22 protein-coding genes are annotated in these 21,699 nt (G+C 65.4%); 13 read left to right on the forward strand and 9 right to left on the reverse strand.

Annotated elements, in window-relative coordinates:
- The first annotated feature begins 99 nt into the window (after positions 1-99).
- On the forward strand, positions 100-981 hold the full coding sequence (locus ML401_RS04320; RefSeq protein WP_211418701.1) for a DMT family transporter: 882 nt from the start codon (positions 100-102) through the stop codon (positions 979-981).
- A gap of 15 nt (positions 982-996) precedes the next feature.
- On the opposite strand, the gene ML401_RS04325 is transcribed toward ML401_RS04320, so the two are convergent.
- The 6 genes from ML401_RS04325 to ML401_RS04350 form a co-directional block, all read right to left on the reverse strand.
- Complete coding sequence (locus ML401_RS04325; protein WP_194405835.1) at positions 997-1,554, reverse strand: HNH endonuclease; 558 nt, start codon at positions 1,552-1,554, stop codon at positions 997-999.
- Positions 1,555-1,768: 214 nt separating this feature from the next.
- A complete protein-coding gene (locus ML401_RS04330; protein WP_212065886.1) occupies positions 1,769-2,746 on the reverse strand; it encodes a peptidyl-alpha-hydroxyglycine alpha-amidating lyase family protein in 978 nt (325 codons plus the stop codon).
- A 126-nt stretch (positions 2,747-2,872) separates the two neighbouring features.
- Positions 2,873-4,636 carry an NAD(P)/FAD-dependent oxidoreductase gene (locus tag ML401_RS04335; RefSeq protein ID WP_285810120.1) on the reverse strand — a complete coding sequence of 588 codons (1,764 nt, stop codon included), beginning with the start codon at positions 4,634-4,636 and terminating at the stop codon, positions 2,873-2,875.
- 151 nt (positions 4,637-4,787) lie between these two features.
- The gene (locus ML401_RS04340) at positions 4,788-6,314 is read right to left on the reverse strand and encodes an acyl-CoA synthetase (protein WP_285810122.1); all 1,527 of its coding nucleotides are present in this window, start codon (positions 6,312-6,314) and stop codon (positions 4,788-4,790) included.
- Positions 6,315-6,337: 23 nt separating this feature from the next.
- Positions 6,338-7,522, reverse strand: a complete 1,185-nt coding sequence (locus tag ML401_RS04345; RefSeq protein ID WP_285810124.1) for an ABC transporter substrate-binding protein — start codon at positions 7,520-7,522, stop codon at positions 6,338-6,340.
- A 37-nt stretch (positions 7,523-7,559) separates the two neighbouring features.
- Positions 7,560-8,534, reverse strand: a complete 975-nt coding sequence (locus tag ML401_RS04350) for a nitronate monooxygenase family protein (protein WP_285810126.1) — start codon at positions 8,532-8,534, stop codon at positions 7,560-7,562.
- A 179-nt stretch (positions 8,535-8,713) separates the two neighbouring features.
- On the opposite strand from ML401_RS04350, the gene ML401_RS04355 reads away from it, so the two are divergent.
- Positions 8,714-9,601: a LysR family transcriptional regulator gene (locus tag ML401_RS04355; RefSeq protein WP_212065891.1), complete on the forward strand. Its 888-nt coding sequence runs from the start codon at positions 8,714-8,716 to the stop codon at positions 9,599-9,601.
- On the opposite strand, the gene ML401_RS04360 is transcribed toward ML401_RS04355, so the two are convergent.
- Entirely contained in the window at positions 9,598-10,251 is a 654-nt protein-coding gene (locus tag ML401_RS04360) for a DNA-3-methyladenine glycosylase (protein WP_285810132.1), read from the reverse strand. The two genes, ML401_RS04355 and ML401_RS04360, sit on opposite strands and share 4 nt — an antisense overlap.
- Positions 10,252-10,459: 208 nt before the next feature.
- On the opposite strand from ML401_RS04360, the gene gluQRS reads away from it, so the two are divergent.
- Both gluQRS and ML401_RS04370 read left to right on the forward strand, forming a co-directional pair.
- Entirely contained in the window at positions 10,460-11,332 is an 873-nt protein-coding gene (gluQRS, locus tag ML401_RS04365) for a tRNA glutamyl-Q(34) synthetase GluQRS (protein WP_285812811.1), read from the forward strand.
- Between the two features lie 103 nt (positions 11,333-11,435).
- A complete protein-coding gene (locus tag ML401_RS04370) occupies positions 11,436-12,701 on the forward strand; it encodes an ATP-binding protein (RefSeq protein WP_285810134.1) in 1,266 nt (421 codons plus the stop codon).
- Here the strand turns inward: ML401_RS04370 and ML401_RS04375 are convergent.
- Positions 12,628-13,521 (reverse strand): YihY/virulence factor BrkB family protein, encoded by an 894-nt coding sequence (locus ML401_RS04375; protein WP_194405844.1) that lies wholly within the window; start codon positions 13,519-13,521, stop codon positions 12,628-12,630. The genes ML401_RS04370 and ML401_RS04375 overlap by 74 nt on opposite strands.
- A gap of 220 nt (positions 13,522-13,741) precedes the next feature.
- Here ML401_RS04375 and ML401_RS04380 point away from each other — a divergent pair, with 220 nt between their 5' ends.
- From ML401_RS04380 to ML401_RS04405, 6 genes are all read left to right on the forward strand, one after another.
- Positions 13,742-13,936 carry a twin transmembrane helix small protein gene (locus ML401_RS04380; RefSeq protein WP_183246976.1) on the forward strand — a complete coding sequence of 65 codons (195 nt, stop codon included), beginning with the start codon at positions 13,742-13,744 and terminating at the stop codon, positions 13,934-13,936.
- Between the two features lie 65 nt (positions 13,937-14,001).
- Positions 14,002-14,574, forward strand: a complete 573-nt coding sequence (locus ML401_RS04385; RefSeq protein ID WP_285810140.1) for a cob(I)yrinic acid a,c-diamide adenosyltransferase — start codon at positions 14,002-14,004, stop codon at positions 14,572-14,574.
- A gap of 127 nt (positions 14,575-14,701) precedes the next feature.
- Positions 14,702-15,451, forward strand: a complete 750-nt coding sequence (locus ML401_RS04390) for an electron transfer flavoprotein subunit beta/FixA family protein (RefSeq protein ID WP_194405846.1) — start codon at positions 14,702-14,704, stop codon at positions 15,449-15,451.
- A complete protein-coding gene (locus tag ML401_RS04395) occupies positions 15,451-16,395 on the forward strand; it encodes an electron transfer flavoprotein subunit alpha/FixB family protein (protein ID WP_194405847.1) in 945 nt (314 codons plus the stop codon). The genes ML401_RS04390 and ML401_RS04395 overlap by 1 nt, the downstream gene beginning before the upstream one ends.
- Before the next feature lie 207 nt (positions 16,396-16,602).
- Positions 16,603-17,484 (forward strand): 3-hydroxybutyryl-CoA dehydrogenase, encoded by an 882-nt coding sequence (locus ML401_RS04400; RefSeq protein WP_194405848.1) that lies wholly within the window; start codon positions 16,603-16,605, stop codon positions 17,482-17,484.
- Between the two features lie 145 nt (positions 17,485-17,629).
- On the forward strand, positions 17,630-17,824 hold the full coding sequence (locus ML401_RS04405; RefSeq protein WP_142250949.1) for a hypothetical protein: 195 nt from the start codon (positions 17,630-17,632) through the stop codon (positions 17,822-17,824).
- A gap of 4 nt (positions 17,825-17,828) precedes the next feature.
- Here ML401_RS04405 and ML401_RS04410 read toward each other — a convergent pair whose 3' ends face one another.
- Positions 17,829-18,494, reverse strand: coding sequence for a TlpA disulfide reductase family protein (locus tag ML401_RS04410; RefSeq protein ID WP_194405849.1), 666 nt, complete (start codon positions 18,492-18,494; stop codon positions 17,829-17,831).
- 101 nt (positions 18,495-18,595) lie between these two features.
- Between ML401_RS04410 and argH the strand changes: the two genes are divergently transcribed.
- From argH to lysA, 3 genes are all read left to right on the forward strand, one after another.
- Entirely contained in the window at positions 18,596-19,993 is a 1,398-nt protein-coding gene (argH, locus tag ML401_RS04415; RefSeq protein WP_285810149.1) for an argininosuccinate lyase, read from the forward strand.
- 94 nt (positions 19,994-20,087) lie between these two features.
- A complete protein-coding gene (locus ML401_RS04420) occupies positions 20,088-20,381 on the forward strand; it encodes a lipoprotein (protein ID WP_194408166.1) in 294 nt (97 codons plus the stop codon).
- A 23-nt stretch (positions 20,382-20,404) separates the two neighbouring features.
- A complete protein-coding gene (gene lysA, locus ML401_RS04425) occupies positions 20,405-21,670 on the forward strand; it encodes a diaminopimelate decarboxylase (protein ID WP_285810152.1) in 1,266 nt (421 codons plus the stop codon).
- The last annotated feature ends 29 nt before the right edge of the window (positions 21,671-21,699 follow it).

Genomic DNA, 21,699 nt, shown 5'->3' on the forward strand with positions numbered 1-21,699 from the left:
ATCTGAACGGGCGCCGGGCGGTCCAGTTCCGTTCTGCGCGATGGCTTGCATGCGCCGGCCGAGGTGGAGCGGCCGGTAGCCGCCTGCTATGCGCTATCCATGGATCCCGCACGACGCGACAGGATGATCGGCTCTCTCTGCCTCGGTGTCACGGCCTTCGGCTGGGCGTTGAACTGGCCGCTGATGAAGCTGCTGCTGCAGCAATGGCCGCCTTTGTTCGCGCGCGGGCTTGCGGGTGTTTGCGCCTCGCTCATCCTTGGTGCCCTGGTGTTGAGCCGGAAGGAATCGTTCGTCGTTCCGCGCGAGGCGATCCCGCGGCTGGTGTTCGCCACCTTCACCAATGTCTTTGCCTGGATGGGGCTCGGCACGGTTGCGATGAAGTACGTGACGGTGAGCGAGGGCGCCCTGCTCGCCTACACCATGCCGATCTGGGCGATGCTGTTCGCCTGGCCGGCGCTGCATGCACGGCCGGCCCCGCGGGATATCTTCGGGCTCGTCCTCGGTATCGCCGGCGTCACGCTGCTCCTCAGCGGCAACGGTCTTGCGTTCGGCGCCGACAAGCTGCTGGGTATTGTGCTGGCGCTGTCTTGCGCTATCCTGTTCGCGCTCGGCAACGTGCTCAACCGCAAGCCGCTGCCGATGCCGCCGCTGGTCGTCGTCGCCTGGCAGGTCGGGCTCGGATGCGCCACGATGCTGATCCTCGGCGTCACGTTCGAGCGTCCCGACGTCACCGCGATCACCCCGCTGGGGCTCGGCTGCTTCGTCTACATGACGCTGGTGCCGATGGGGATCTGCTACGTCACCTGGTTCGAGACGCTGCGCCGTCTGCCACCGACCACGGCCTCGACCGGCATGTTGATCGTACCCGTGATCGGCGTCGTCTCCGCCGCCATCATTCTCGGCGAGCCGCTGGGCTATCGCGAATGGACGGCGATGGCGCTCACGCTCGGCGGCGTGACGCTCGCCCTGCAGCGGGGGTGAGGGCGCCGGCGCCTCCTACGGATCCAGCTCCGTATCCCAGTAGAGATAGTCCAGCCAGCTGTCGTGCAGATAGTTCGGCGGAAACAGGCGGCCGTTGCGGTGGAGCTGGTGCACGGTCGGCGCAAACGCGCTCTGGCGCGGAAACATTCTTGCTTGCGCCGGCGTCAGATTGCCCTTGCGCAGGTTACACGGCGAGCATGCCGCGACCACGTTCTCCCAAGTGGTCTGGCCGCCTTTGCTGCGCGGGATGATGTGATCGAAGGTGAGGTCTTCGGGCGAGCCGCAATATTGGCAGGCGAAACGATCGCGCAGGAAGACGTTGAAACGGGTGAAGGCGGGGTGGGTGGTCGGCTTGACGAAGGACTTGAGCGAGACGACGCTCGGCAGCTGCATTTGCAGCGTCGGACTGTGGACCGCCTGATCGTAGTGAGCGACGATGTTGACGCGGTCGAGGAACACCGCCTTGATCGCGTCCTGCCACGACCAAAGAGACAGCGGGTAGTAACTCAGCGGCCGGAAGTCCGCATTCAGCACCAACACCGGCCAACTGCCTTGCGAGACATGTGCGTTCAAGTAACGCTCCCGGCCTCCAATATACGCTGCGAAGCAGCATGTGTTGACATACTACATGCAGCGTGACGGGATTGTGAAGCCCGTTGAGCGACTTATTCAGGCGCAAGCAATGCGGCGCCGGGGTGGCGAAGGCGCACAAAAAGCCGCGATCTGGCGGAGGCATGCGGCGGACGCGGAACTGCCTGCCTCTGCGCGTCATGACGTGCCGTGGCAGCTACTCCCGTACCCGCTCCAGCTTCTGCAGGCATCGCGTGGCGCGCACCGTTGCCGGCATCTCCTCGTCCGGAAAGCTGGTCTTCCAGTCGGTGACGCCGACCTCGCCGACATAGATGTCGCCCTTCGAATCCAGCGCGATGCCGTGCGGCGCCAGGAATTTGCCGCTGGCAATGCCCGGGCCGTCCTCACCGCCGAGCCGTGCGATGCGCTGGCCCTTGGCGTCCACGATCGACAGTCGCGGGCCGAGATTGGGCACCTTGCGGTTGACGGCCATGCCGGGGCCGAGCTCGCCGATCACGAAGGTCGGGCTCTTCGCTCCGCCGCAGCAGCACAGCGCACAGGGGCGGTGCAAATTGTTCCACTGCGTCTCGTATTTGCCTTCGCCGTTGAACACCTGCACGCGATGGTTCTCGCGGTCGGCGACATAGACCCAGCCGTCGGCATCGGTGGCAATATTGTGCACGATGTTGAACTGGCCAGGATCGGTGCCCGGCTCGCCCCAGCTCGTCATCAGCTTGCCGTCCGGCGTGAATTTATGCACGCGCGCATTGCCATAGCCGTCGGAGACGTAGATTTCGCCCTTCGGCGACAGCGCAGTGTGGGTGCAGCGGTGGAACGGCTCGCCGCTCATGAACGGCGACGGTTTTGCGGGGATGCCGATGGTCAGCAGCACCTTGCCGTCGGTGGTGCATTTGCGCACGGTGTGGTCGCCGTCATCGGTGCAATAGAGATTGTCGTCGGCATCGATGTGCAGGCCGTGCGCGCGCGAGAACAACCCTTCGCCAAAACTGCGCAGGAAATTGCCCTCGCGGTCCAGGACGACCATCGGATGAGCGCCGCGGTTGAAAACGTAGACGCGGTCCTTGCTGTCGACCGCGACCGAGGCGACGTCGGTGAGCTGCCAGCCGTCCGGCAGCTTTGCGAAATTGTCGACGACGCGATAGCGGTGCTCGCCGCTGCCGAGAATGGCTGGCACTGATCTCTCCTCTTGTCATTCCGGGGCGCGACGAAGTCGCGAGCCCGGAATCCATTGGGCCGCGGGTCCCGGAGTTTCCATGGATTCCGGGTTCGCGCTACGCGCGTCCCGGAATGACGATTGTGATTACGTCCGCCCCAAAAGTCCCTCCTCGATCGCCTTGATCTGCAGCGCGAGAAATTTCGAGTTGATGCGGCATTGCGCCAGGCTGCCGGCGATGAACCAGAGGCCGGGCTGCCGAGTGCGCGCATACATGTTGCGCAGCTCGAAGCCGTCGCCAAAGCCCCAGATCGGGCCGACGCGGTCGGCGACGGCATCGCCGAACAGCTTTCGCACGAGGTATTCCTGCGGCTTGTAGCCGGTGGAGAGCACGATGAGATCGGCCGCAAGGGTCGAGCCGTCCTTCATCCGTGCGCCGTCGGTGACGAAGCTCTCGATGTCGGCAAATTGCCTGAGCCTGATCTTGCCCTCGACGATCAAATTGGAGCAGCCGACGTTGAAATAATAGCCGCCGCCGCGGGTGAGGTATTTGAATTGCCACCCCGTTCCGGCCTCGCCGAAATCGAGCTTGAAGCCGACGCGGGCAAGGCCGCCGAGCAGCTCCTTGTCGAGCTGTTTCGACTGCTCGGTCAGCATGACGTGCGTCTTCTGCGCAAGCGGCGTCGGCATCGAGGCCGCGATCAAATCGTTGTCCTCGAGCGTGCCCTCATTGTAGGTGGCATAAGCAAGCTGCGCCGACGGTTCGATATTGGTGACGAGGGTGGGCGAGCGCTGCACCAGCGTCACCTCGGCGCCGCTGGAATAGAGATCCTGCGCGATGTCGTGGCCGCTGTTGCCGGTGCCGATGACGATCGCGCGCTTGCCGGTCCAGCTCTCGCCGTCCTCGTAGCGGCTGGAATGCAGCAGCGTCCCCTTGAAATTGTCGAGGGTCGGAATAGCAGGAACGTTGGCAATGCCGCTGACGCCGGTCGCCATGATGACATGGCGCGGATGCATGGTGCGCTTGCCCCCGTCGGCGCGCCGCAATGTCACCGTCCAGCATGCCTTCGCCTCGTCATAGGCGCCGCCCTCGAATTCGGTGCCGGTCCAGAAGTTCAGCTCCATCGCGTCGACGTAAGCTTCGAACCAGTTGGCGAGCTTGTCCTTGGGGATATAGGTCGGCCAGCTCGGCGGAAACGGCATGTAGGGCAAATGATTGACCTGCACCTGGTTGTGCAGGGTCAGCGCATGATAGCGCTTGCGCCAATTGTCGCCGATCCGCGTCTCGCGATCGACGATCAGCGTGTCGACCTGCAATTGCTTCAGCCGCGCTGCGATCGCAAGCCCGGCTTGGCCGCCGCCGACCACCAGCACGGCCGGATCGCGGTCGGCATAGTCGCGCGAGGCGTTGCGCAGATCGAGCCAGTTCGGCCCGCGGAAATCGCGCGAATAGGCCTGGCCGCGTGGTCGCGAGGTGCCGAGCCGCTCCTCGAATCCCCTGAGCTCCTCGAGCGCGGTCAGCAGCGTCCACGCTTTCAGACGGTCGCCGTCAGCGGTATCCGGAATGAGCCGGATGATGCCGCTGCCGCGCCCGATCGCGGTTTCGAACTTGAAGATCGCCTCGATGGTATTGGTGCCGGCGCGCGTCACCCAGCGCGGCGGTGCGCGGTCGGGCGCGATCTTGAAATCGGTTGGTGACGCCCTGGGCGCGAGCGCGGCCAGCGCTTGCGCAATCGTGTCGCGGCCGGAGAGCGTTTGCAGGTTCCAGCTCAGCGCCAGCGCGTCGCGCCAGAAGCTGTCGGCGAGGAAGAGGTGGCCGAACGCATCGGGCTCGGGGTTGCCCAGCGTGCGCTCGAATGCATCGAGCCAGGCCTGCGCGGATGCGGCGATATCCTTCGTCCTGTCCAGCATGCGACCTCGTGGCCGTCTTCGCGGCGTTTCCTCGGGTCGAAGCTATCCTGTTTCGCGGGCCGCCAAAAGCCGGCGACCCCGGCGATGCCGGCATATGGCACTGCTCGGACGGAATGTGCCGGCGATGCCCTGGCCGGGCTTCGGCGGTGAACTAAGGCCCGCCCGCCTTGTGGTCAGCCCAATAGGGGTCGCGCAGCTTGCGTTTGAAGATCTTTCCGGTCGCCTCGCGGGGCAGCGCATCCAGGAACTGAACGTCCTTCGGCACCTTGAAGTTGGCCAGCCGGTCGCGCAGCCAGCCTTGTACGGCGCTGGCGGAGAGCCGTGCGCCGCTGTCGGGCTCGATGCAGGCGCATAACCGCTCGCCATATTCCGCGTCAGGGATGCCGAAGACGGCGCAATCGCGCACGCCGGGCATTCCGATCAGCACGCTCTCGATCTCGGCGGGATAGATGTTGACGCCGCCCGAGATCACCATGTCGCGCTTGCGGTCGCACAGGAACAGATAGCCGTCTTCGTCGAGATAGCCGACATCGCCGACGCTGACGAGACCCTCGCGCCCCGCCTCGGCCCTGGCCTGCGCCTTGCCGTGATAGTCGAAATCCGGCACCGCCGTCTGCCGCATGAAGATCTCGCCGACCTCGCCGGCGCCGCAGCGGCTGCCGTCATCGCGAAAAATTTTGACGATGCCGCCCTCGATGGCTCGGCCGACCGTCCCGGGCTTCTTCAGGGCTTCCTCGGCCGAATGCCACACCGGAATTCCGGTCTCGGTCGAGCCGAAATATTCGTTGATGACCGGTCCCCACCATTCGATCATGGCTCGCTTGACCTCGGGCGGGCAGGGCGCGGCGCCATGCACGACGAACCGCAGTGACGACAGGTCGTAGCGATGGCGCACCGCCTCGGGCAGGCGGAGCAGGCGCACGAACATGGTCGGCACCATGTGGATGTGCGTCACGCGGTGCCGCTCGATCAGCGCCAAGAGTTCCTCGGCGTCGAACCGCGCCTGCAGCACGATGGTGCAGCCATTGCGGAACGCCATCATGCCGTAGGAATGCGGCGCCGAATGATACATCGGGCCGTTGATCAGCACGATCTGGCCCTCGCGCGGCTTGATGCCATAGGCGATGGCGCCGACGCGCTCGGAGGCGGCGGCCTGCTCGGGAGGCATCGGCATGCGCCGCACGCCCTTCGGCATGCCCGTGGTGCCCGACGTATAGATCATCGCGGCGGCGCGGCGCGGCGGCTCCTGGGTTTCGGTGTGGCCGTCGCGCCAGCGGTCCCAATCGGACAGTCCGGCGGGAACCTCGGTCAGCCCTGGAGGAATGGCGAACGTCGCCGCGAGCTCCGGCGGACTTGCGACGACGAGCAGGCGGACGTCGTCGGGGATCCCGGCGCGGATCTGCGGCAGCAGGTCGGCATGGCAAACCAGGATCTTCGCGCCGCTGTCGGTCAGGATGTAGCGGACTTCCTCGGCCTTGAGATGCCAGTTGATCGGCACCACCGGACTGCCGAGCGCGGCCGAGGCCGCAACCACTTCGAACAGCGCGAAATCGTTGCGCAGCATCATGGCGACTGGCGCGCCTTCGGCAAGATCCATCTCGCGAAGCCCGCTCGCCGCGCGTTTGATGCGCGCCTGGATCTCGTCATAGCCGATCCGGCGTTTGCCGCTGATGATCATGGCCTGTCCTTGTTCCGCCCTCATCATCGATCGTCCAGCACGTCGCCGAACCCGACCCAGCTCTTGCCGTTGAAGCGGCGGAGCTGCAGCTGCTGGAACGGCAGATAGTCGTCGGGGCCTGTCGTGACGGACATGCCCGGCAGCAGCAGCGGCAGCTTGACGTCCTTCAGCGACGCGGCCTGGCGCATGATGTTGTCGCGGCTGAAATCATCCTTGCAGGCCTTGAGGACCGTCATCAGCAGCGTCGCGTAATGGTAGCCGGCCGCGTAGTTGGAATTGGAGAGATCTGCGGTCGGCATGTATTGCTTCATGAAGGCGAAATACTCCTTCACGCCGGGATCGCTGGCCCATTGCGGGTCCATCGTGTCCTTCTGGTTGCTCGACGAGATCAGCCCGACCGCATTGTCGAGCCCGGCCGGCTCGAGGAACGAGATCGACGAGGCTGATGTCGGCACGAAGAACAGCTCGGGCTTCCAGCCGATCTCGGCGACGCCCTTGATCATCTGCGAGGTGAACTTGCCGAGCACGACGCCGAACAGCACGTCGGCGCCCGATGCCTTCAACGTCGAAAGCTGCGAGCTGATCGTCGGCGCGCTGGTCTCGTAGGTCTGCTCCGCGATGATCATGCTCGCGGCCTTGTCACCGAGCGCGCGCTTGAAGCCGGCGACATAGTCGCGGCCGAAATCATCGTTCTGGGACAGGATGGCGATCTTGGCGGCCGGCCTGGTCCGCAGCACGTGCTTGGCATAGACCACGCCCTCGGATTCGTAGGCGGCCATGCCCGGCATGGTCCATTGATATTTCTGCGGATCGGCCCATTTGGTCGCGCCGGAGAGCACGAAAAGCTGCGGCACCTTCTTGCCGTTGAGGTAGCGCTGCACGGCGCTGTTGGTGGCGGTGCCGAGCGAGCCGAACATCATCAGCACCTCGTCCTGCTCCACCAGCTTGCGGGTCTGCTCGACCGTCTTCGGCGGCGAATAGGCATCGTCCAGCGTGATGAACTTGACCTTGCGGCCGTTGATGCCGCCCTCGGCATTCACCTTCTCGAAGAACGCCTCCTGCGTCCGTCCGATCGCGCCGAAGCCGGAGGCGGGGCCGCTATAGGGCAGGGTCTGCCCGATCCGGATCTCATCGCTGCCTTCGGCATGGGCCTTGCCGGCGGCGAGCGCCAGCAACGACAGGCCGATCAATGCGGCTGCCAGCTTCATGGTGTCCTCCCGTTTTTCGTTCTGTCAGTCCGAACCATCAGGCGCTGGCGCGCATCAGAAAATCCTGTCTTGCCTGGTCGAATTCGCCCTTCATCCGGTCCACGAGCTCGGCGACCGGCGGCGCATCCACGATCTGGCCGATGCCCTGGCCCGATCCCCAGATGTCGCGCCACGCCTTTGATTTCATATTGCCGCCGGAGCCGAAATTCATCCTCGACTTGTCGGCGGCCGGAAGATTGTCCGGATCGAGTCCCGCGGCGGCGATCGAAGGGCCGAGATAATTGCCGTGCACGCCGGTGAACAAATTGGTGTAGACGATGTCATGCGCGGCGTGCTGCGTCAGCGCGGATTTGTAGGCCTCGTCGGCATTGGCTTCCTTCGTCGCGATGAAGCGCGTGCCCATATAGGCGAGGTCGGCGCCCAGCGTCAGCGCCGAGGCGATGCCGAACCCGTCGCTGATCGCGCCCGACAGCAGGATGGCGCCGCCGAACCATTGCTTGACCTCGCGCACCAAAGCGAAGGGCGACAGCGTGCCGGCGTGCCCGCCGGCGCCGGCGCAGACCAGGATCAGGCCGTCGACGCCCTGCTCGGCGGCTTTGCGCGCATGCTTGACGTTGATGACGTCGTGGAACACGAGGCCGCCATAGGAATGCGCGGCCTCGACGATCTCCGCGGGCGGCCGCAGCGAGGTGATGATGATGGGCGCCTTGTGCTTCACACAGGTCTCCATGTCCTTCATCAGCCGGTCGTTGGAGGCGTGGCAGATCTGGTTGACGGCGTAGGGTGCGACCTTCTTGCCGGGATTGCGCGATTTGTATTCGCCGAGTTCGTCCTCGATGCGGCTCAGCCACTCGTCGAGCTTCTCGACCGGACGGGCATTGAGCGCGGGAAACGAGCCGACGATTCCGGCCTTGCATTGCGCGATCACCAGCTCCGGGCCGGACACGATGAAGAGGGGTGAGCCGACGACGGGCAGCTCGAGATTGTTCTTGAGCAGGACGGGCAGTGCCATCCGATCCTCCTGACGGCGCGCGTCGGCGGCCTGCCGGCCGCTGGTCGAGCGCTTCCATGTCGATTGTCGCGCCGGCGGGGTGTCCGCTAGCGCCTTTGGCCTCACTATAGGGTTGGACGGCAGCCGGGGGATCGTTCAATATTGAACATATGCCTATCCAAGTTTGAACGGAAGCGCCTGTGGATTGGGATCTCTGCAAGACCTTCGTCGCGGTCGCCGATACCGGCAGCTTCACCGCGGCGGCGCGGCGGCTGCATGTCAGCCATCCGACCGTGAGCCGCAAGATCACGGCGCTGGAAGCGCAGCTCGGCACCAAGCTGCTGGCGCGCGCCGCGGAGGGGTTCGTGCTCACCGCCGACGGTCGCACTTTGCGCGAGCATGCGGAGGCGATGGCCGCTGCCGCGCTGCGGGCCGAGGCGGCCGTTGGCGCCGGCGGCCGCAAGGCGCGCGGCACCGTCAAGCTGTCGATCGGCGCGACGCTGGCCTCGCACTGGCTGATGCCGCGGCTGCGATCCTTCCTCGGCGCGCATGATCACATCCGGCTCGAGATCATCACGCATCCATTTCCGGCCAGCGTGCGGCGCCGCGAAGCCGACGTGGTGCTGCGTCCGGTCGACAGCGGCGAGGAAAATCTGGTCGGCCGCAAGATCGGCCGTCTCGGCACAGGTTTTTATGCCTCGCGTGACTATGCGGCGGGCCGGTCCCTGCCGGAGCGCAGCGGCGAGTGGAAGGGGCACAGCGTCATCGGCTTTGCCGATCAAGACTCCAACGCCCAGCTGGCGCGCTGGAGCGATGCGATCACGCGGCAGGGCACGATGGTGATGCGCTGCTCCTCGCAGGGCGACATGCTGGCGGCGGTGCGCGCGGGAATCGGGATCTCCGCGTTGTCCTGCTTCGTCGCGGAGAGCTATCCGGACCTGGTGCGTGTCGCGCCGCAGAAGCTCGCCAGCGTCGCCGATCTCTGGCTGCTCGCTCACCCTGATCTGGTCGAACTGTCCGCGGTGCGGGCCGTGGTCGATTTCGTGGCCGAATGCGCCCGCGCCGATCGCGAGCGGCTGCGCGGCTAGTTCGATCCTGCCAGCACGCCCTCGCGCTTCTTCATCGCACGGTAATAGCTCCACCACAAATGCGCCGCCGCGCCGCGCAGGGGACGCCAGGGCTCGGCGAGCGGCGCCATCTGCTTCTCGGTAGGCCGCGCCTTCAGGCCGAGACCGATCTTGATGGCTTCCTGCACGGCGAGGTCACCGGCCGGCCAGGCATCGCCATGGCCGAGGCAGAACAGCAGATAGACGTCCGCGGTCCAGGGGCCGATGCCGGGCAGCGCGATCAGCGTGTGATGCGCGGCATCGGCGTCTTCCTCGGCCAGCACGTCGAGGTTCAGCCGCTGCGCGCGGATCTCGCGCGCCAGGTGCTTCAGCGTCTTGATCTTGGCGGCCGAGAGCCCGAGCCGCCCCAGCCGGTCGGTGCGGGCGCGCCCCACCGCCTCATGGTCGAACGGGTCGAAGGCCGCCGACAGCCGTCCCCAGATCGCCGCGGCGCTCGCGGTCGACAACTGCTGCCCGCAGACGATGTGGGCGAGCCCCGCAAAGCCCGGCTCGCGCCGCCGCAGCGCCGGCATGCCCGCGATTTCGAGCACCGGTTTCAGGCGCGGATCGCGCTTGATCAGCGCGTGAACGGCCTCTTCGAGATCGGATTGGGTTTCGAGGTGGATGGTCATGTGTTTGGCAGGCTCTCTCCGACGTCATGCGCGGGCTTGACCACGCATCTATTATCCTACTCCGTCATTCCGGGGCGATGCGACGGGATCGCGCGAAGCGCGACCCGGACATCGAACCCGGAATCTCGAGATTCCGGGTTCGATCCTTTCGGACCGCCCCGGAATGACAGCCGTGGCGGCCACGCCCGGCCATGACGAGATCTATCAGATGGTGCCACCCGTTTTCCGTTTTGCCCCCAGCCCCAACGGCTTCCTGCATCTCGGCCACGCCTATTCCGCGCTGCTGAATTTCGACCGCGCGCGCGAGAGTGGCGGGCGGCTGCTGTTGCGGATCGAGGACATCGACGGCACGCGCTGCCGGCCGGAATTCGAGGCGGCGATCGACGAGGATCTTGCCTGGCTCGGGATTGAGTGGGAGACGCCGGTGCGGCGGCAGTCGGAGCATCTCGCCGATTATCGCGCTGCGCTGGACAAGCTGTCGGCGCTTGGTCTCGTCTATCCCGCCTTCGAAAGCCGCGCCGAGATCGCGAAGCTCGTTGCCGCGCGCGAGGCGGATGGCCCGTGGCCGCGCGATCCCGACGGTGCGCCGCTTTATCCTGGTGATGCCAAATCGCTGTCGGCTCCCGAGCGCGATCGTCTCATCGCATCGGGCATGCCCTACGCGCTGCGGCTCGACATGGCGGCCGCCTGTCAGCGGATTGCCGGCCTGACCTGGCATGAGCTCGGCGAGGGGAGCGATGGCGAGCGCGGCGCCATCCCGGCGCGACCGGAGGCCTGGGGCGACGTGATCCTGGCCCGCAAGGAGACGCCCACCAGCTACCATCTGTCCGTGGTCGTCGACGACGCGCTGCAGGGTGTCAGCGAGATCGTTCGCGGCCAGGATTTGTTTCACGCGACTTCCGTCCATCGCCTGCTCCAGGCCCTGCTCGGCCTGGGCGAACCCGCCTACCGCCATCACCGGCTGATTTGCGACGGTGACGGGCGGAAGCTGTCGAAATCGAGCGGCTCGACCGGTCTGCGCGCCTTGCGCGCGGTCGGCATCACGCCTGCCGGTATCCGCCAGCTGGTGGGATTAGGTTAAGTTTCTCTGGGGGTTAGCGAAACGTCGCCGTGACTCCGGGTGTTTCGCCGTGCCATGCTCGGTAAACAACCCGGGCCCGAAAGGGAGACTTCGAAGGGAATTCATGGCGGCGAAGAAGCGCCCAGCGCGCACCACGCGGACGTCCAGCCGACCGCCTCGGAAACGGTCCGGGGCGACTGCACAGGTGCGCAAGCGCAGCACGAAGGTGGTTGCGCCTGACGTGGTCCAGGCGGCGCTCGCCGCCTTTGCCCATGAGGTCCGCACCCCCCTGACCGGCATTCTGGCGATCAGCGACCTGCTCGCGACCTCCGATCTCGGCGAGCGGGAGCGGCGCTGGGCCGACACCATCAAGGCCGGGGCCGAGCATCTGGCGAGCCTTGCCACGCTGTTCGTGGATGCCGCCAGAAGCGGCAAGGGGGCCGGCAGGGGCAGCGCGCTGCGGCAGGACCTGTTCGATCTGCGCACGCTCGCCCGCAGCGCCGGCGATTCGCTTGCGGGGCGCGCCGCAGCCAAGGGGCTCCAGGCCGAGGTCAGTATCTCCGACAAGCTCCCCGGCCTCGTGGTCGGCGATCCCGTCCGCCTGCGCGCGGCGCTCGAGAACCTGATCGACAATGCCGTGAAATTCACGGACCAGGGCGGCGTGGCGCTGGCGGTCGAGCCGTGGCGTCCTGCCAAAGGCAAGGCCAAAACCAAAGGCAGGGTCGGCGTTGCTTTCGCGGTGTCCGACAGCGGCATCGGCCTCACCATGGCCGAGATCAAGCGGCTGTTCCGCCCGTTCACCCAGGCCAACGTCACCATTGCCTCGCGCTTCGGCGGCGCCGGCCTCGGCCTGTCCTCGGTCAAGCAATTGGCGCGGGCGATGGGCGGCGACATCAGCGTCGCACCACGACGCGGCGGCGGCGCCACCTTCACCCTGACGGTGTCACTGGATGCCACGGGACCGGGCAAATCCAGCAAGACAAAGGGCGGGGCCGAGGTCGATACGGTCGCCGCGCTGCGCGTCCTCAGCGTCGAGGATAACCCGTTCGGCCGTGTCGTGCTCAACACGATTCTGACCGAGCTCGGCCATCATGCCGAGTTCATCGGGCGTGGCGAGGACGCCGTCGGCCGGCTCGCGCAAGGCGCGTTCGATGCGGTGCTGATGGACATGGTGCTGCCGGGCATCGACGGCGTCGAGGCCATCCGGCGGATCCGTACCATGGACGCGCCGTTGGCTCAGATCCCGATCATCGGGGTGTCCGGTCGCGGCGAGGACGAGGCAGCCTCGCGCGAGGCCGGCGCCGACGCCTTCCTGGTCAAGCCTGTGTCTCCGCGGGCGCTAGCGACTGCGCTGCTTGAAGCGACACGCCGTGAGGAAGCCGCGACTTGATGATCGCGGCGTTGAGTTCGCCGCCGTAAACGAAGATCGCGGCGATGAAGTACAGGAACACCAGCGCGATGATGACCGAGGCGAGCCCCGCATACATCGTCACGTAATTGTTGGCGAAGCGCGCCAGATATTGGCCGAACACGATGCCTGATATCAGCGACGCCACGATGGTGAAGATGATGCCGGGCAGGATCTGGACAAATCTGCGCCGTCCCGCCGGCAGCCACACGTGGAGGATGATCAGAGCCACCACCAGCGCACCGATGGTGATGCCGTAGCGCAGCCAGGTGAGGATGCTCTCGTTGGACTCGACGAACAGCGGGATATGGCGCCGCGCCGCTTCGATCAGGAGCGGGCCGAGCACGATCAGGAACGCCATGGCGAGCGCGGTGAAAGCCGCAATCAGCGTGTAGAGGATGGATTCCAGCCGCAGCCAGTACCAGCGCCGCATCTCCACCACCGCATAGGCGCGGTTGAGCGCGACCCGCAGCGCCTCGACGCCGTTGGAGGCGAAATAGACCGACAGCGCCGCGCCGATGGTCAGAATGCCGGTGCGGGTCGTGGTCAGGACGTCATGGACCTCGCCCGAGATCGAATCGGCGACTTGCTTGGGCCAGATCTGCAGCATCAGGCTGGCAGCCTGGTCGGCGAGTTCCTTGGAGCCGAAGAAGCCGGCGAGCGAGGTCAGCACGATCAGGAACGGGAATAGCGCCATCAGTGTCGACAGGGCGATGTGGCTTGCGATCGCCCAGCCGTCATCGGCGAGGAACGTGTAGAACGCATCCTCCAGAACGCAGTAGATGTAGCGGACGGCTTTCACGTGGCACCTACGCCGCTGCTCTCTCCCCCTGGACGCAGGGAGAGGCGAGGAGGGCGGGCAATCGGCACAAATCGGAAATCATCACGCTACCATCTGACATTATTGGCCCAAAAGCCAGTTCGCGAAACGCCCCGCTGTCATTCCGGGACGCGCGTAGAATGGCGCTGGCGGCTGCCGCTGCACCATGGCGGACCGGCGCACATGGTGTTATCACCCCCGAATGGCATCTATCCTGAGTACTTTTATCCTGCCGATCGCAGTCGGTGCCGTGGCGTTGGTGCTGCTGCTCGGTCTCGTCAACATGATGCGTGGCGGCTCGCCCGACACCTCGCAGAAGCTGATGCGCTGGCGCGTGCTGCTTCAGTTCGTGGCGATCGTCATCGCGATGGCCGCGGTCTGGGCCATGGGGCGCTAGGGCATGATCCGGAAAAGTGTGAAGCGGTTTTCCGACAGGATCATGCCTCAACTCAAGAGGGCCCCATGGTCACGTTGAACCGCATCTACACCAAGACCGGTGACGACGGCACGACGGCGCTTGGAACCGGCGAGCGGCGTCCGAAATACGATCTGCGCGTCGAAGCCTATGGCACTGTCGACGAGACCAACGCCGCGATCGGAATCGTCAGGCTCCATACCGGGGGCATGGCCGAACTCGACGCAATGCTCGGCCGCATCCAGAACGATCTGTTCGATCTCGGTGCTGATCTCGCGGTGCCCGAGCGTGAAGGCAAGGCGGAACGGCTGCGGGTGGTGGCGAGCCAGGTCGAACGGCTCGAGCGCGACATCGACGCGCTCAACGACAAGCTTGCCCCGCTGACCTCCTTCGTGCTTCCCGGCGGCACGCCGGCCGCCGCTTATCTCCATGTGGCGCGCACGATATGCCGCAGGGCGGAACGGGTGATCGTGGAACTGGCGGCCCGGCCGGGCGAGCCGGTCAGCGCGGCTGGCATCCAATATATGAACCGCCTGTCGGACCTCCTGTTCGTGGCCAGCCGAGCCGCCAACGGTAACGGCGCCGGCGACGTGCTCTGGGTTCCAGGCCAGAACCGCTGACCCATCGAGACCGCTGCATTTCAGAAGGCCAAAATTAGGCCCGTTCGCGCGTTGACCGGGGCAGATCAGGCCTTTAGGTTCCGCGCCAGTTGATAACCCCCCTCCCAAATTGAGTGAAAGAGGATCGATGAAGGTCTTAGTGCCGGTAAAGCGGGTGGTCGATTACAACGTCAAGGTCCGCGTCAAGGGCGATGGATCGGGCGTTGAACTCGCCAACGTCAAGATGTCGATGAACCCGTTCGACGAAATCGCGGTCGAGGAAGCGCTGCGTCTGAAGGAAGCCGGCAAGGCGACCGAGGTCGTGGTGGTCTCCATTGGACCGGCGCAGGCGTCGGAGACGATCCGCACTGGTCTTGCCATGGGCGCCGACCGCGGCATCCTGGTGAAGGCGGAAGGTGCGGTCGAGCCGCTCGCGGTCGCCAAGATCCTGAAGAAGGTCGCCGAAGAAGAGCAGCCGGGCCTCATCATCCTCGGCAAGCAGGCGATCGACGACGACAGCAATCAGACCGGCCAGATGCTGGCTGCACTGCTCGGCTGGTCGCAGGCGACGTTCGCTTCGAAGCTCGAGGTCGAAGGTTCTGACTTCAAGGTCACCCGCGAAGTCGACGGCGGTCTGCAGACCGTGAAGCTGAAGGGACCGGCGATCGTCACCACCGATCTCCGTCTCAACGAGCCGCGCTACGCCTCGCTGCCGAACATCATGAAGGCGAAGAAGAAGCCGATCGCGGAGAAGGCCGTCGCCGATTACGGCGTCGACGTCGCCGCGCGCCTCGAGGTTCTCAAGACGACTGAACCGGCGGGCCGCAAGGCTGGCGTCAAGGTCAAGGACGTCGCCGAGCTGGTGTCGAAACTCAAGAACGAAGCCGGGGTGCTCTGATGACGACGCTTCTGATTGCCGAACACGACAACGCGTCGCTCAAGGATGCGACCAACAAGGCCCTGACCGCGGCCGCCGCGCTCGGCGCGGATGTCGAAGTCCTGGTCGCCGGCCAGAACGCCAAGGCCGCGGCCGATGCCGCGACCAAGCTCGCCGGCGTGAAGAAGGTGCTGCTCGTCGATGGCGACCTCTACGCGCACGATCTGGCCGAGCCGCTGGCCGCGCTGATCGTCTCGCTGGCATCCGGCTATGACGCGATCGTCGCGCCCGCGACCTCGCGCTTCAAGAACGTGATGCCGCGTGTTGCCGCCCTGCTCGACGTCATGCAGGTCTCGGAGATCATCAAGGTGGTCGCCCCCGACACCTATGAGCGCCCGATCTATGCCGGTAACGCCATTCAGACCGTGAAGTCGAAGGACGCCAAGAAGGTCATCACGGTGCGGACCTCGACCTTCGCCGCTGCGGGCGAGGGTGGCAGCGCGCCGCTCGAGACCGTTCAGGGTGCGGCCGATCCGGGCCTGTCGACCTTCGTCGGCGAGGAAGTTGCCAAGAGCGACCGTCCCGAGCTGACCTCGGCCAAGATCATCGTCTCCGGTGGCCGCGCCATGCAAAGCCGTGAGAATTTTGCCAAGTACATCGAGCCGCTCGCCGACAAGCTTGGGGCCGGTGTCGGTGCCTCGCGCGCGGCGGTCGATGCCGGCTATGCGCCGAACGACTGGCAGGTCGGCCAGACCGGCAAGGTCGTGGCGCCCGAGCTCTATGTCGCCGTCGGCATTTCCGGCGCCATTCAGCATCTGGCCGGCATGAAGGACTCCAAGGTGATCGTCGCGATCAACAAGGACGAGGACGCGCCGATCTTCCAGGTTGCCGATTACGGCCTGGTCGCCGACCTCTATCAGGCGGTTCCGGAGCTGACGACCGAACTCGGCAAGCTCGGCAAGTAAAAGACGTCGTAAACACCGGCCGGAGGTATAAACTCCGGCCGGTGTTTCATTTCTGAAGCGTTTTCTTTGGCGGGGGGCACGCCGGGGAAGCGATCCAATCTAGGTTTCGAGCCCGGGTTCTGATTAAATCAGCTCCTGATCAAATCAGACCTCCCGGCTCGGGGGATAGACAGGCGCGATATGCGCGCCGTTCCGGTGGATGACATTATGGCGGCAGTGATCAAGAAGGTCGGCGTGATCGGCGCGGGGCAGATGGGCAATGGCATCGCGCATGTCGCGGCGCTCGCCGGCTTCGACGTGGTGCTCAACGACATCTCGGCGGACCGCCTCAAATCGGGCATGGCCACCATCAACGGCAATCTGGCGCGCCAGGTGTCCAAGAAGGCCGTCTCCGAGGACGACAAGGCCAAGGCGATGGCGCGCATCACGCCCGCCGAAAAGCTTGACGACCTCGCCGATTGCGATCTCGTGATCGAGACCGCGGTCGAGAAGGAAGAGGTCAAGCGCAAGATCTTCCATGAGCTCTGCGCGGTGTTGAAGCCGGAGGCCATCGTCGCCTCCGATACCTCCTCGATCTCGATCACACGGCTTGCGGCCGCCACCGACCGGCCCGAGCGCTTCATCGGCATTCACTTCATGAATCCGGTGCCGCTGATGGAGCTGGTGGAGCTGATCCGCGGCATCGCCACCGATGATTCGACCTTCGAGGCGTCCAAGGAATTCGTCTCCAAGCTCGGCAAGCAGGTCGCGGTCTCCGAGGATTTCCCGGCCTTCATCGTCAACCGCATTCTGCTGCCGATGATCAACGAGGCGATCTACACGCTGTACGAAGGCGTCGGCAACGTCGAGGCGATTGACGCGGCGATGAAGCTCGGCGCGCACCATCCGATGGGCCCGCTCGAGCTTGCCGATTTCATCGGCCTCGATACCTGCCTCTCCATCATGCAGGTGCTGCACGAGGGCCTCGCCGATTCCAAGTACCGCCCGTGCCCGCTGCTGGTGAAATACGTCGAGGCCGGCTGGCTCGGCCGCAAGACCCAGCGTGGCTTCTACGACTACCGCGGCGCCAAGCCGGTTCCGACGCGATAAGCGTGGTCTCGTGCCCCCCGACGCAGCGCAGCGCGTCAGCGATGCGCTGGAGGGCTGGAATACGGCCACTTCACAAGCCTCTGTGACATTTCATGTCGCGTTAACCTCTCGCGCCTAGGTTACGGCGAGTACGAGGGTTCGCGTAATGGACATGATGGCAATGGTCAGCACCATGCTGGCCGCTCAGCAAGGTGCGCTGCAGTCGAATATTGCGGCGACGCTCAGCAAGCAGAACGCGGATATGGAGAAATCTACTGTCCTGACGCTGCTCGGTGCCGGTCAGCCATCGCTCGCCAATGTCGGCCCTGGCGTCGGCGGCAATCTCAACGTCACCGCCTGACTTTCTAAAGCGCCGCCGCGGCCTTGCCGGTTGCCGCGCGGATCAGCTTGAGCGCGTCCTCGCTCGCCCATTCCGCCGGCCCCGCGATCGTCGCGATCTCGCAGCCCTGCGGGTCGACCAACACCGAGGTCGGCATGCCCAGGGCCCGGCCGATCGCCTTAAGATCCTGAAACACTTTGGCTTTCTGGTCGCTGAAATAGCTCAGCTTTGAAAGATTGGCCTCTTTCAGGAAGTTTTTCGGCTTTTCGGGGTCGCGGGTGTCGATATTGATCGCCACCACCTCGAAATTCGGGCCCGACAGCTTGCCCTGCAGCTCGTCCAGCGCCGGCATTTCCTTCCGGCACGGCACGCACCAGGTGGCCCAGAGATTCACCAGCAGCGTCTTGCCGCGGAAATCCGACAGCTTCTTCGGCTTGCCATCGGCATCCTCGAAGGCGAGGTCCGGCAGCTTCAGGGGGGCGCTCGCCATGGTCAGCGCCGCCAGCTCGCCATGGGCGAGGGGAGCGATCTTTTGCGCCGTCGCGACCGCCGGCTTGCAGGTCGGATCGCCCGAGGGCGCCCGGCTCAGGCCCAGCCCGTACAGCGCGGCGAAGCCGGCCAGGCCCCCGACCGCCACGGTGGCGATCACGAGGGGGACCCGGCGCGTGGCGGAGGGCTTCTTGTCGAGCATATCGTTTGTCATCCGGTCGCAGATATGGCTATCAGAGGCCTCTTAATACGGCTGGCGGCGGCCAGCAAACGTGCGGCAAATCAAGGCGTGAGCAGGGGATCATGAGCAACAAGATGTGGGGCGGCCGGTTCTCGGAACGTCCCGATGAGATCATGGAAGAGATCAACGTCTCCATCGACGTCGATCGTCACCTCTTCGCCCAGGACATTGCCGCGTCCAAGGCCCACGCCGCGATGCTCGCCAACCAAGGCATCATCACGGGTTCTGATGCGAAAAATATCGGCAAGGGTCTAGACACGATTTTGTCAGAGATCGGCAAGGGCGGCTTCGAATTCAAGCGCGCGCTCGAGGACATTCATATGAATGTCGAGAGCCGCCTGTCCGAGCTGATCGGCCCCGCCGCCGGCCGCCTGCACACGGCGCGCTCGCGCAACGACCAGGTCGCGACCGACTTCCGTCTCTATGTCCGTGACATCGTCGACGAAACGGATGCGGCGCTGGCGGCGTTCCAACAGGCGCTGGTCGAGCGCGCGCTGGAGCACGCGGGCACCGTGATGCCCGGCTTCACGCATCTGCAGACCGCGCAGCCCGTGACCTTCGGCCACCATCTGCTCGCCTATGTCGAGATGGCCGCGCGCGACCGCGGCCGGTTCCAGGATGCGCGCAAGCGGCTCAACGAATCCCCGCTCGGCGCCGCCGCGCTGGCCGGCACCTCGTTCCCGATCGATCGCCACGCCACCGCGAAGGCGCTTGCCTTCGATCGCCCGATGGCGAACTCGCTCGATGCCGTCTCCGACCGCGACTTCGTGCTGGAGACGCTGTCGGCGGCCTCGATCTGCGCCGTGCACATGTCGCGCTTTGCCGAGGAGATCGTGATCTGGACCTCACCGCTGGTCGGCATGATCCGGCTCAGCGACAAGTTCACCACCGGCTCGTCGATCATGCCGCAGAAGCGCAATCCGGATGCCGCTGAGCTGGTGCGCGCCAAGACCGGCCGCGTCATCGGCGCGCTCAACGGCCTGTTGATCGTGATGAAGGGCCTGCCGCTCGCCTATCAAAAGGACATGCAGGAGGACAAGCAGGGCGCGATGGAGGGCTTTGCCGCGCTGTCGCTCGCGATCCGCGCCATGACCGGCATGGTCCGCGACCTCGTGCCCGACGAAGCCAGGATGAAGGCCGCTGCGGGCGAGGGCTACGCCACCGCGACGGATCTGGCCGACTGGCTGGTGCGGACGCTGAAAATGCCGTTCCGCCACGCCCATCACGTCACCGGCCGCATCGTCGCCAAGGCCGCCGAGGGCGGCGTGGCGCTGCACGAGCTGCCGCTCAAGGAGATGCAGGCGATCGAGCCGAAAATCACCAAGGACGTGTTCGGCGTGCTCTCGGTCGAATCGTCGGTGAAGAGCCGCACCAGCTTCGGCGGTACCGCGCCGAAGAACGTGACGGCCCAGGCCAAAGCGTGGGCGAAGCGGCTGGAAAAAGAGCGGAAATTGGGCTGAAGGCAAAATTTCGCTGATGTTTCATGGTCATCCGGGCTCTCGCCAGAGCGCGCCAATCTCTGTATGGTGCGGCCCGCGTATTGGGGATTTCGTCGTGACGTCAAAGTTTCGCCCGGCCGGCTCGGGGTGGGCCATCATTGTCTTGAGTCTGACGGCGCTTGCGCTTGCCGGTTGCGGCCGCAAGGGTCCGCTGGATCTGCCGCCGACGGCCACCAACGCGCCCGCGCCCAACGGCGCAGCTTCGACCAACACCGACACCGCAGCCCAGAAGACGTCGAGCATGTTCAATCCCAGCTCAGGCGCGGATGCCGAGCCGGCGGCGGCCAAGGGCCGGAAGAAACCGTTTATTCTCGACCCGCTCCTGGACGAACCTCCCGGCAGAAAATAAGCCGGGACAACCGAGCCTAAGCCATGAACCATTTCGACTACCGCAACGGCGTGCTGCACGCCGAGGCGGTGAACCTGTCCGAGCTGGCCACGACCGTCGGCACGCCGTTCTATTGCTATTCGACCGCGACATTGGAGCGGCACTATCGCGTCTTCACCGACGCCTTCGCCGGCGAGAAGGTGCTGGTCTGCTACGCCATGAAGGCGAACTCCAACCAGTCGGTGCTGCGCACGCTGGCCAAGCTCGGCGCCGGCGCCGACGTGGTCTCGGGCGGTGAATTGAAGCGTGCGCTGGCAGCCGGCATTCCGCCAAACAAGATCCTCTTCTCCGGTGTCGGCAAGACCGAAACCGAGCTGCGCGCCGCGCTTGCCGCCGACATTCTCTGCCTCAACGTGGAATCCGAGCCCGAGCTCGAGCTGCTGTCGCGGATTGCGATCGAGATGGGCAAGACCGCGCGCGTCTCGCTGCGCGTCAACCCGGATGTCGATGCCGGCACCCACGCCAAGATCTCCACCGGCAAGTCCGAGAACAAGTTCGGCATCCCGATCGTGCATGCCCGCGAGGTCTATGCGCGCGCCGCGAAGCTGCCGGGCATCGAGGTGACCGGCACCGACGTGCATATCGGCAGCCAGATCACCGACCTCTCGGGTATGGAGACCGCGTTCCGCATCCTCTCCGAATTCGTGCAGACGCTGCGCGCCGACGGCCACAACATCAGCCACGTCGATTTCGGCGGCGGCCTCGGCATTCCCTATTACATGGACCGCGAGGCGCCGCCGGCGCCGGCCGCCTATGCCGCCATGGTCAAGCGCGTCAGCCACAATCTCGGCTGCACGCTGATGTTCGAGCCGGGCCGCATGATCGTCGGCAATGCCGGCATCCTGGTCGCCAAGGTGATCTATGTGAAGCATGGCGACGGCAAGAATTTCGTCATCATCGACGCTGCGATGAACGACCTCATCCGCCCGACACTGTACGAGGCGCATCACGACATCCTGCCGGTGACGCAAGCCCCAAAGGGCGCGGCGACCATCATGGCCGATGTCGTCGGCCCGGTCTGCGAGACCGGCGATTATCTCGCGCTCGACCGCACGCTGCCGACGCCGAAGCCCGGCGATCTCCTCGCCATCATGACCGCCGGCGCCTATGGCGCGGTGCAGGCCGGCACCTACAACACAAGGCCGCTGGTGCCGGAAGTGCTGGTGAAGGACGACCAATACGCCGTGGTGCGCCCGCGCATCGAGGTCGAGCAGCTGATCGCGATGGATAAGCCGGCGCCGTGGCTGTGAGTGTGTCGTAGTCTGACCGTGAGGGTCCC

It is taken from the genome of Bradyrhizobium sp. 62B (assembly GCF_030272265.2).
In the GTDB taxonomy this organism is placed as follows: Bacteria; Pseudomonadota; Alphaproteobacteria; order Rhizobiales; family Xanthobacteraceae; genus Bradyrhizobium.

Excerpts from the sequence above, each read along its gene's own strand:
- ML401_RS04320 (WP_211418701.1), top strand. The coding sequence starts at position 100 with ATGGATCCCGCACGACGCGACAGGATGATCGGCTCTCTCTGCCTCGGT.
- ML401_RS04335 (WP_285810120.1), bottom strand. The coding sequence starts at position 4,636 with ATGCTGGACAGGACGAAGGATATCGCCGCATCCGCGCAGGCCTGGCTC.
- ML401_RS04340 (WP_285810122.1), bottom strand. The coding sequence starts at position 6,314 with ATGATCATCAGCGGCAAACGCCGGATCGGCTATGACGAGATCCAGGCG.
- ML401_RS04345 (WP_285810124.1), bottom strand. The coding sequence starts at position 7,522 with ATGAAGCTGGCAGCCGCATTGATCGGCCTGTCGTTGCTGGCGCTCGCC.
- ML401_RS04350 (WP_285810126.1), bottom strand. The coding sequence starts at position 8,534 with ATGGCACTGCCCGTCCTGCTCAAGAACAATCTCGAGCTGCCCGTCGTC.
- ML401_RS04360 (WP_285810132.1), bottom strand. The coding sequence starts at position 10,251 with ATGACCATCCACCTCGAAACCCAATCCGATCTCGAAGAGGCCGTTCAC.
- gluQRS (WP_285812811.1), top strand. The coding sequence starts at position 10,460 with ATGGTGCCACCCGTTTTCCGTTTTGCCCCCAGCCCCAACGGCTTCCTG.
- ML401_RS04370 (WP_285810134.1), top strand. The coding sequence starts at position 11,436 with ATGGCGGCGAAGAAGCGCCCAGCGCGCACCACGCGGACGTCCAGCCGA.
- ML401_RS04380 (WP_183246976.1), top strand. The coding sequence starts at position 13,742 with ATGGCATCTATCCTGAGTACTTTTATCCTGCCGATCGCAGTCGGTGCC.
- ML401_RS04385 (WP_285810140.1), top strand. The coding sequence starts at position 14,002 with ATGGTCACGTTGAACCGCATCTACACCAAGACCGGTGACGACGGCACG.
- ML401_RS04390 (WP_194405846.1), top strand. The coding sequence starts at position 14,702 with ATGAAGGTCTTAGTGCCGGTAAAGCGGGTGGTCGATTACAACGTCAAG.
- ML401_RS04395 (WP_194405847.1), top strand. The coding sequence starts at position 15,451 with ATGACGACGCTTCTGATTGCCGAACACGACAACGCGTCGCTCAAGGAT.
- ML401_RS04400 (WP_194405848.1), top strand. The coding sequence starts at position 16,603 with ATGGCGGCAGTGATCAAGAAGGTCGGCGTGATCGGCGCGGGGCAGATG.
- ML401_RS04405 (WP_142250949.1), top strand. The coding sequence starts at position 17,630 with ATGGACATGATGGCAATGGTCAGCACCATGCTGGCCGCTCAGCAAGGT.
- ML401_RS04410 (WP_194405849.1), bottom strand. The coding sequence starts at position 18,494 with ATGCTCGACAAGAAGCCCTCCGCCACGCGCCGGGTCCCCCTCGTGATC.
- argH (WP_285810149.1), top strand. The coding sequence starts at position 18,596 with ATGAGCAACAAGATGTGGGGCGGCCGGTTCTCGGAACGTCCCGATGAG.
- lysA (WP_285810152.1), top strand. The coding sequence starts at position 20,405 with ATGAACCATTTCGACTACCGCAACGGCGTGCTGCACGCCGAGGCGGTG.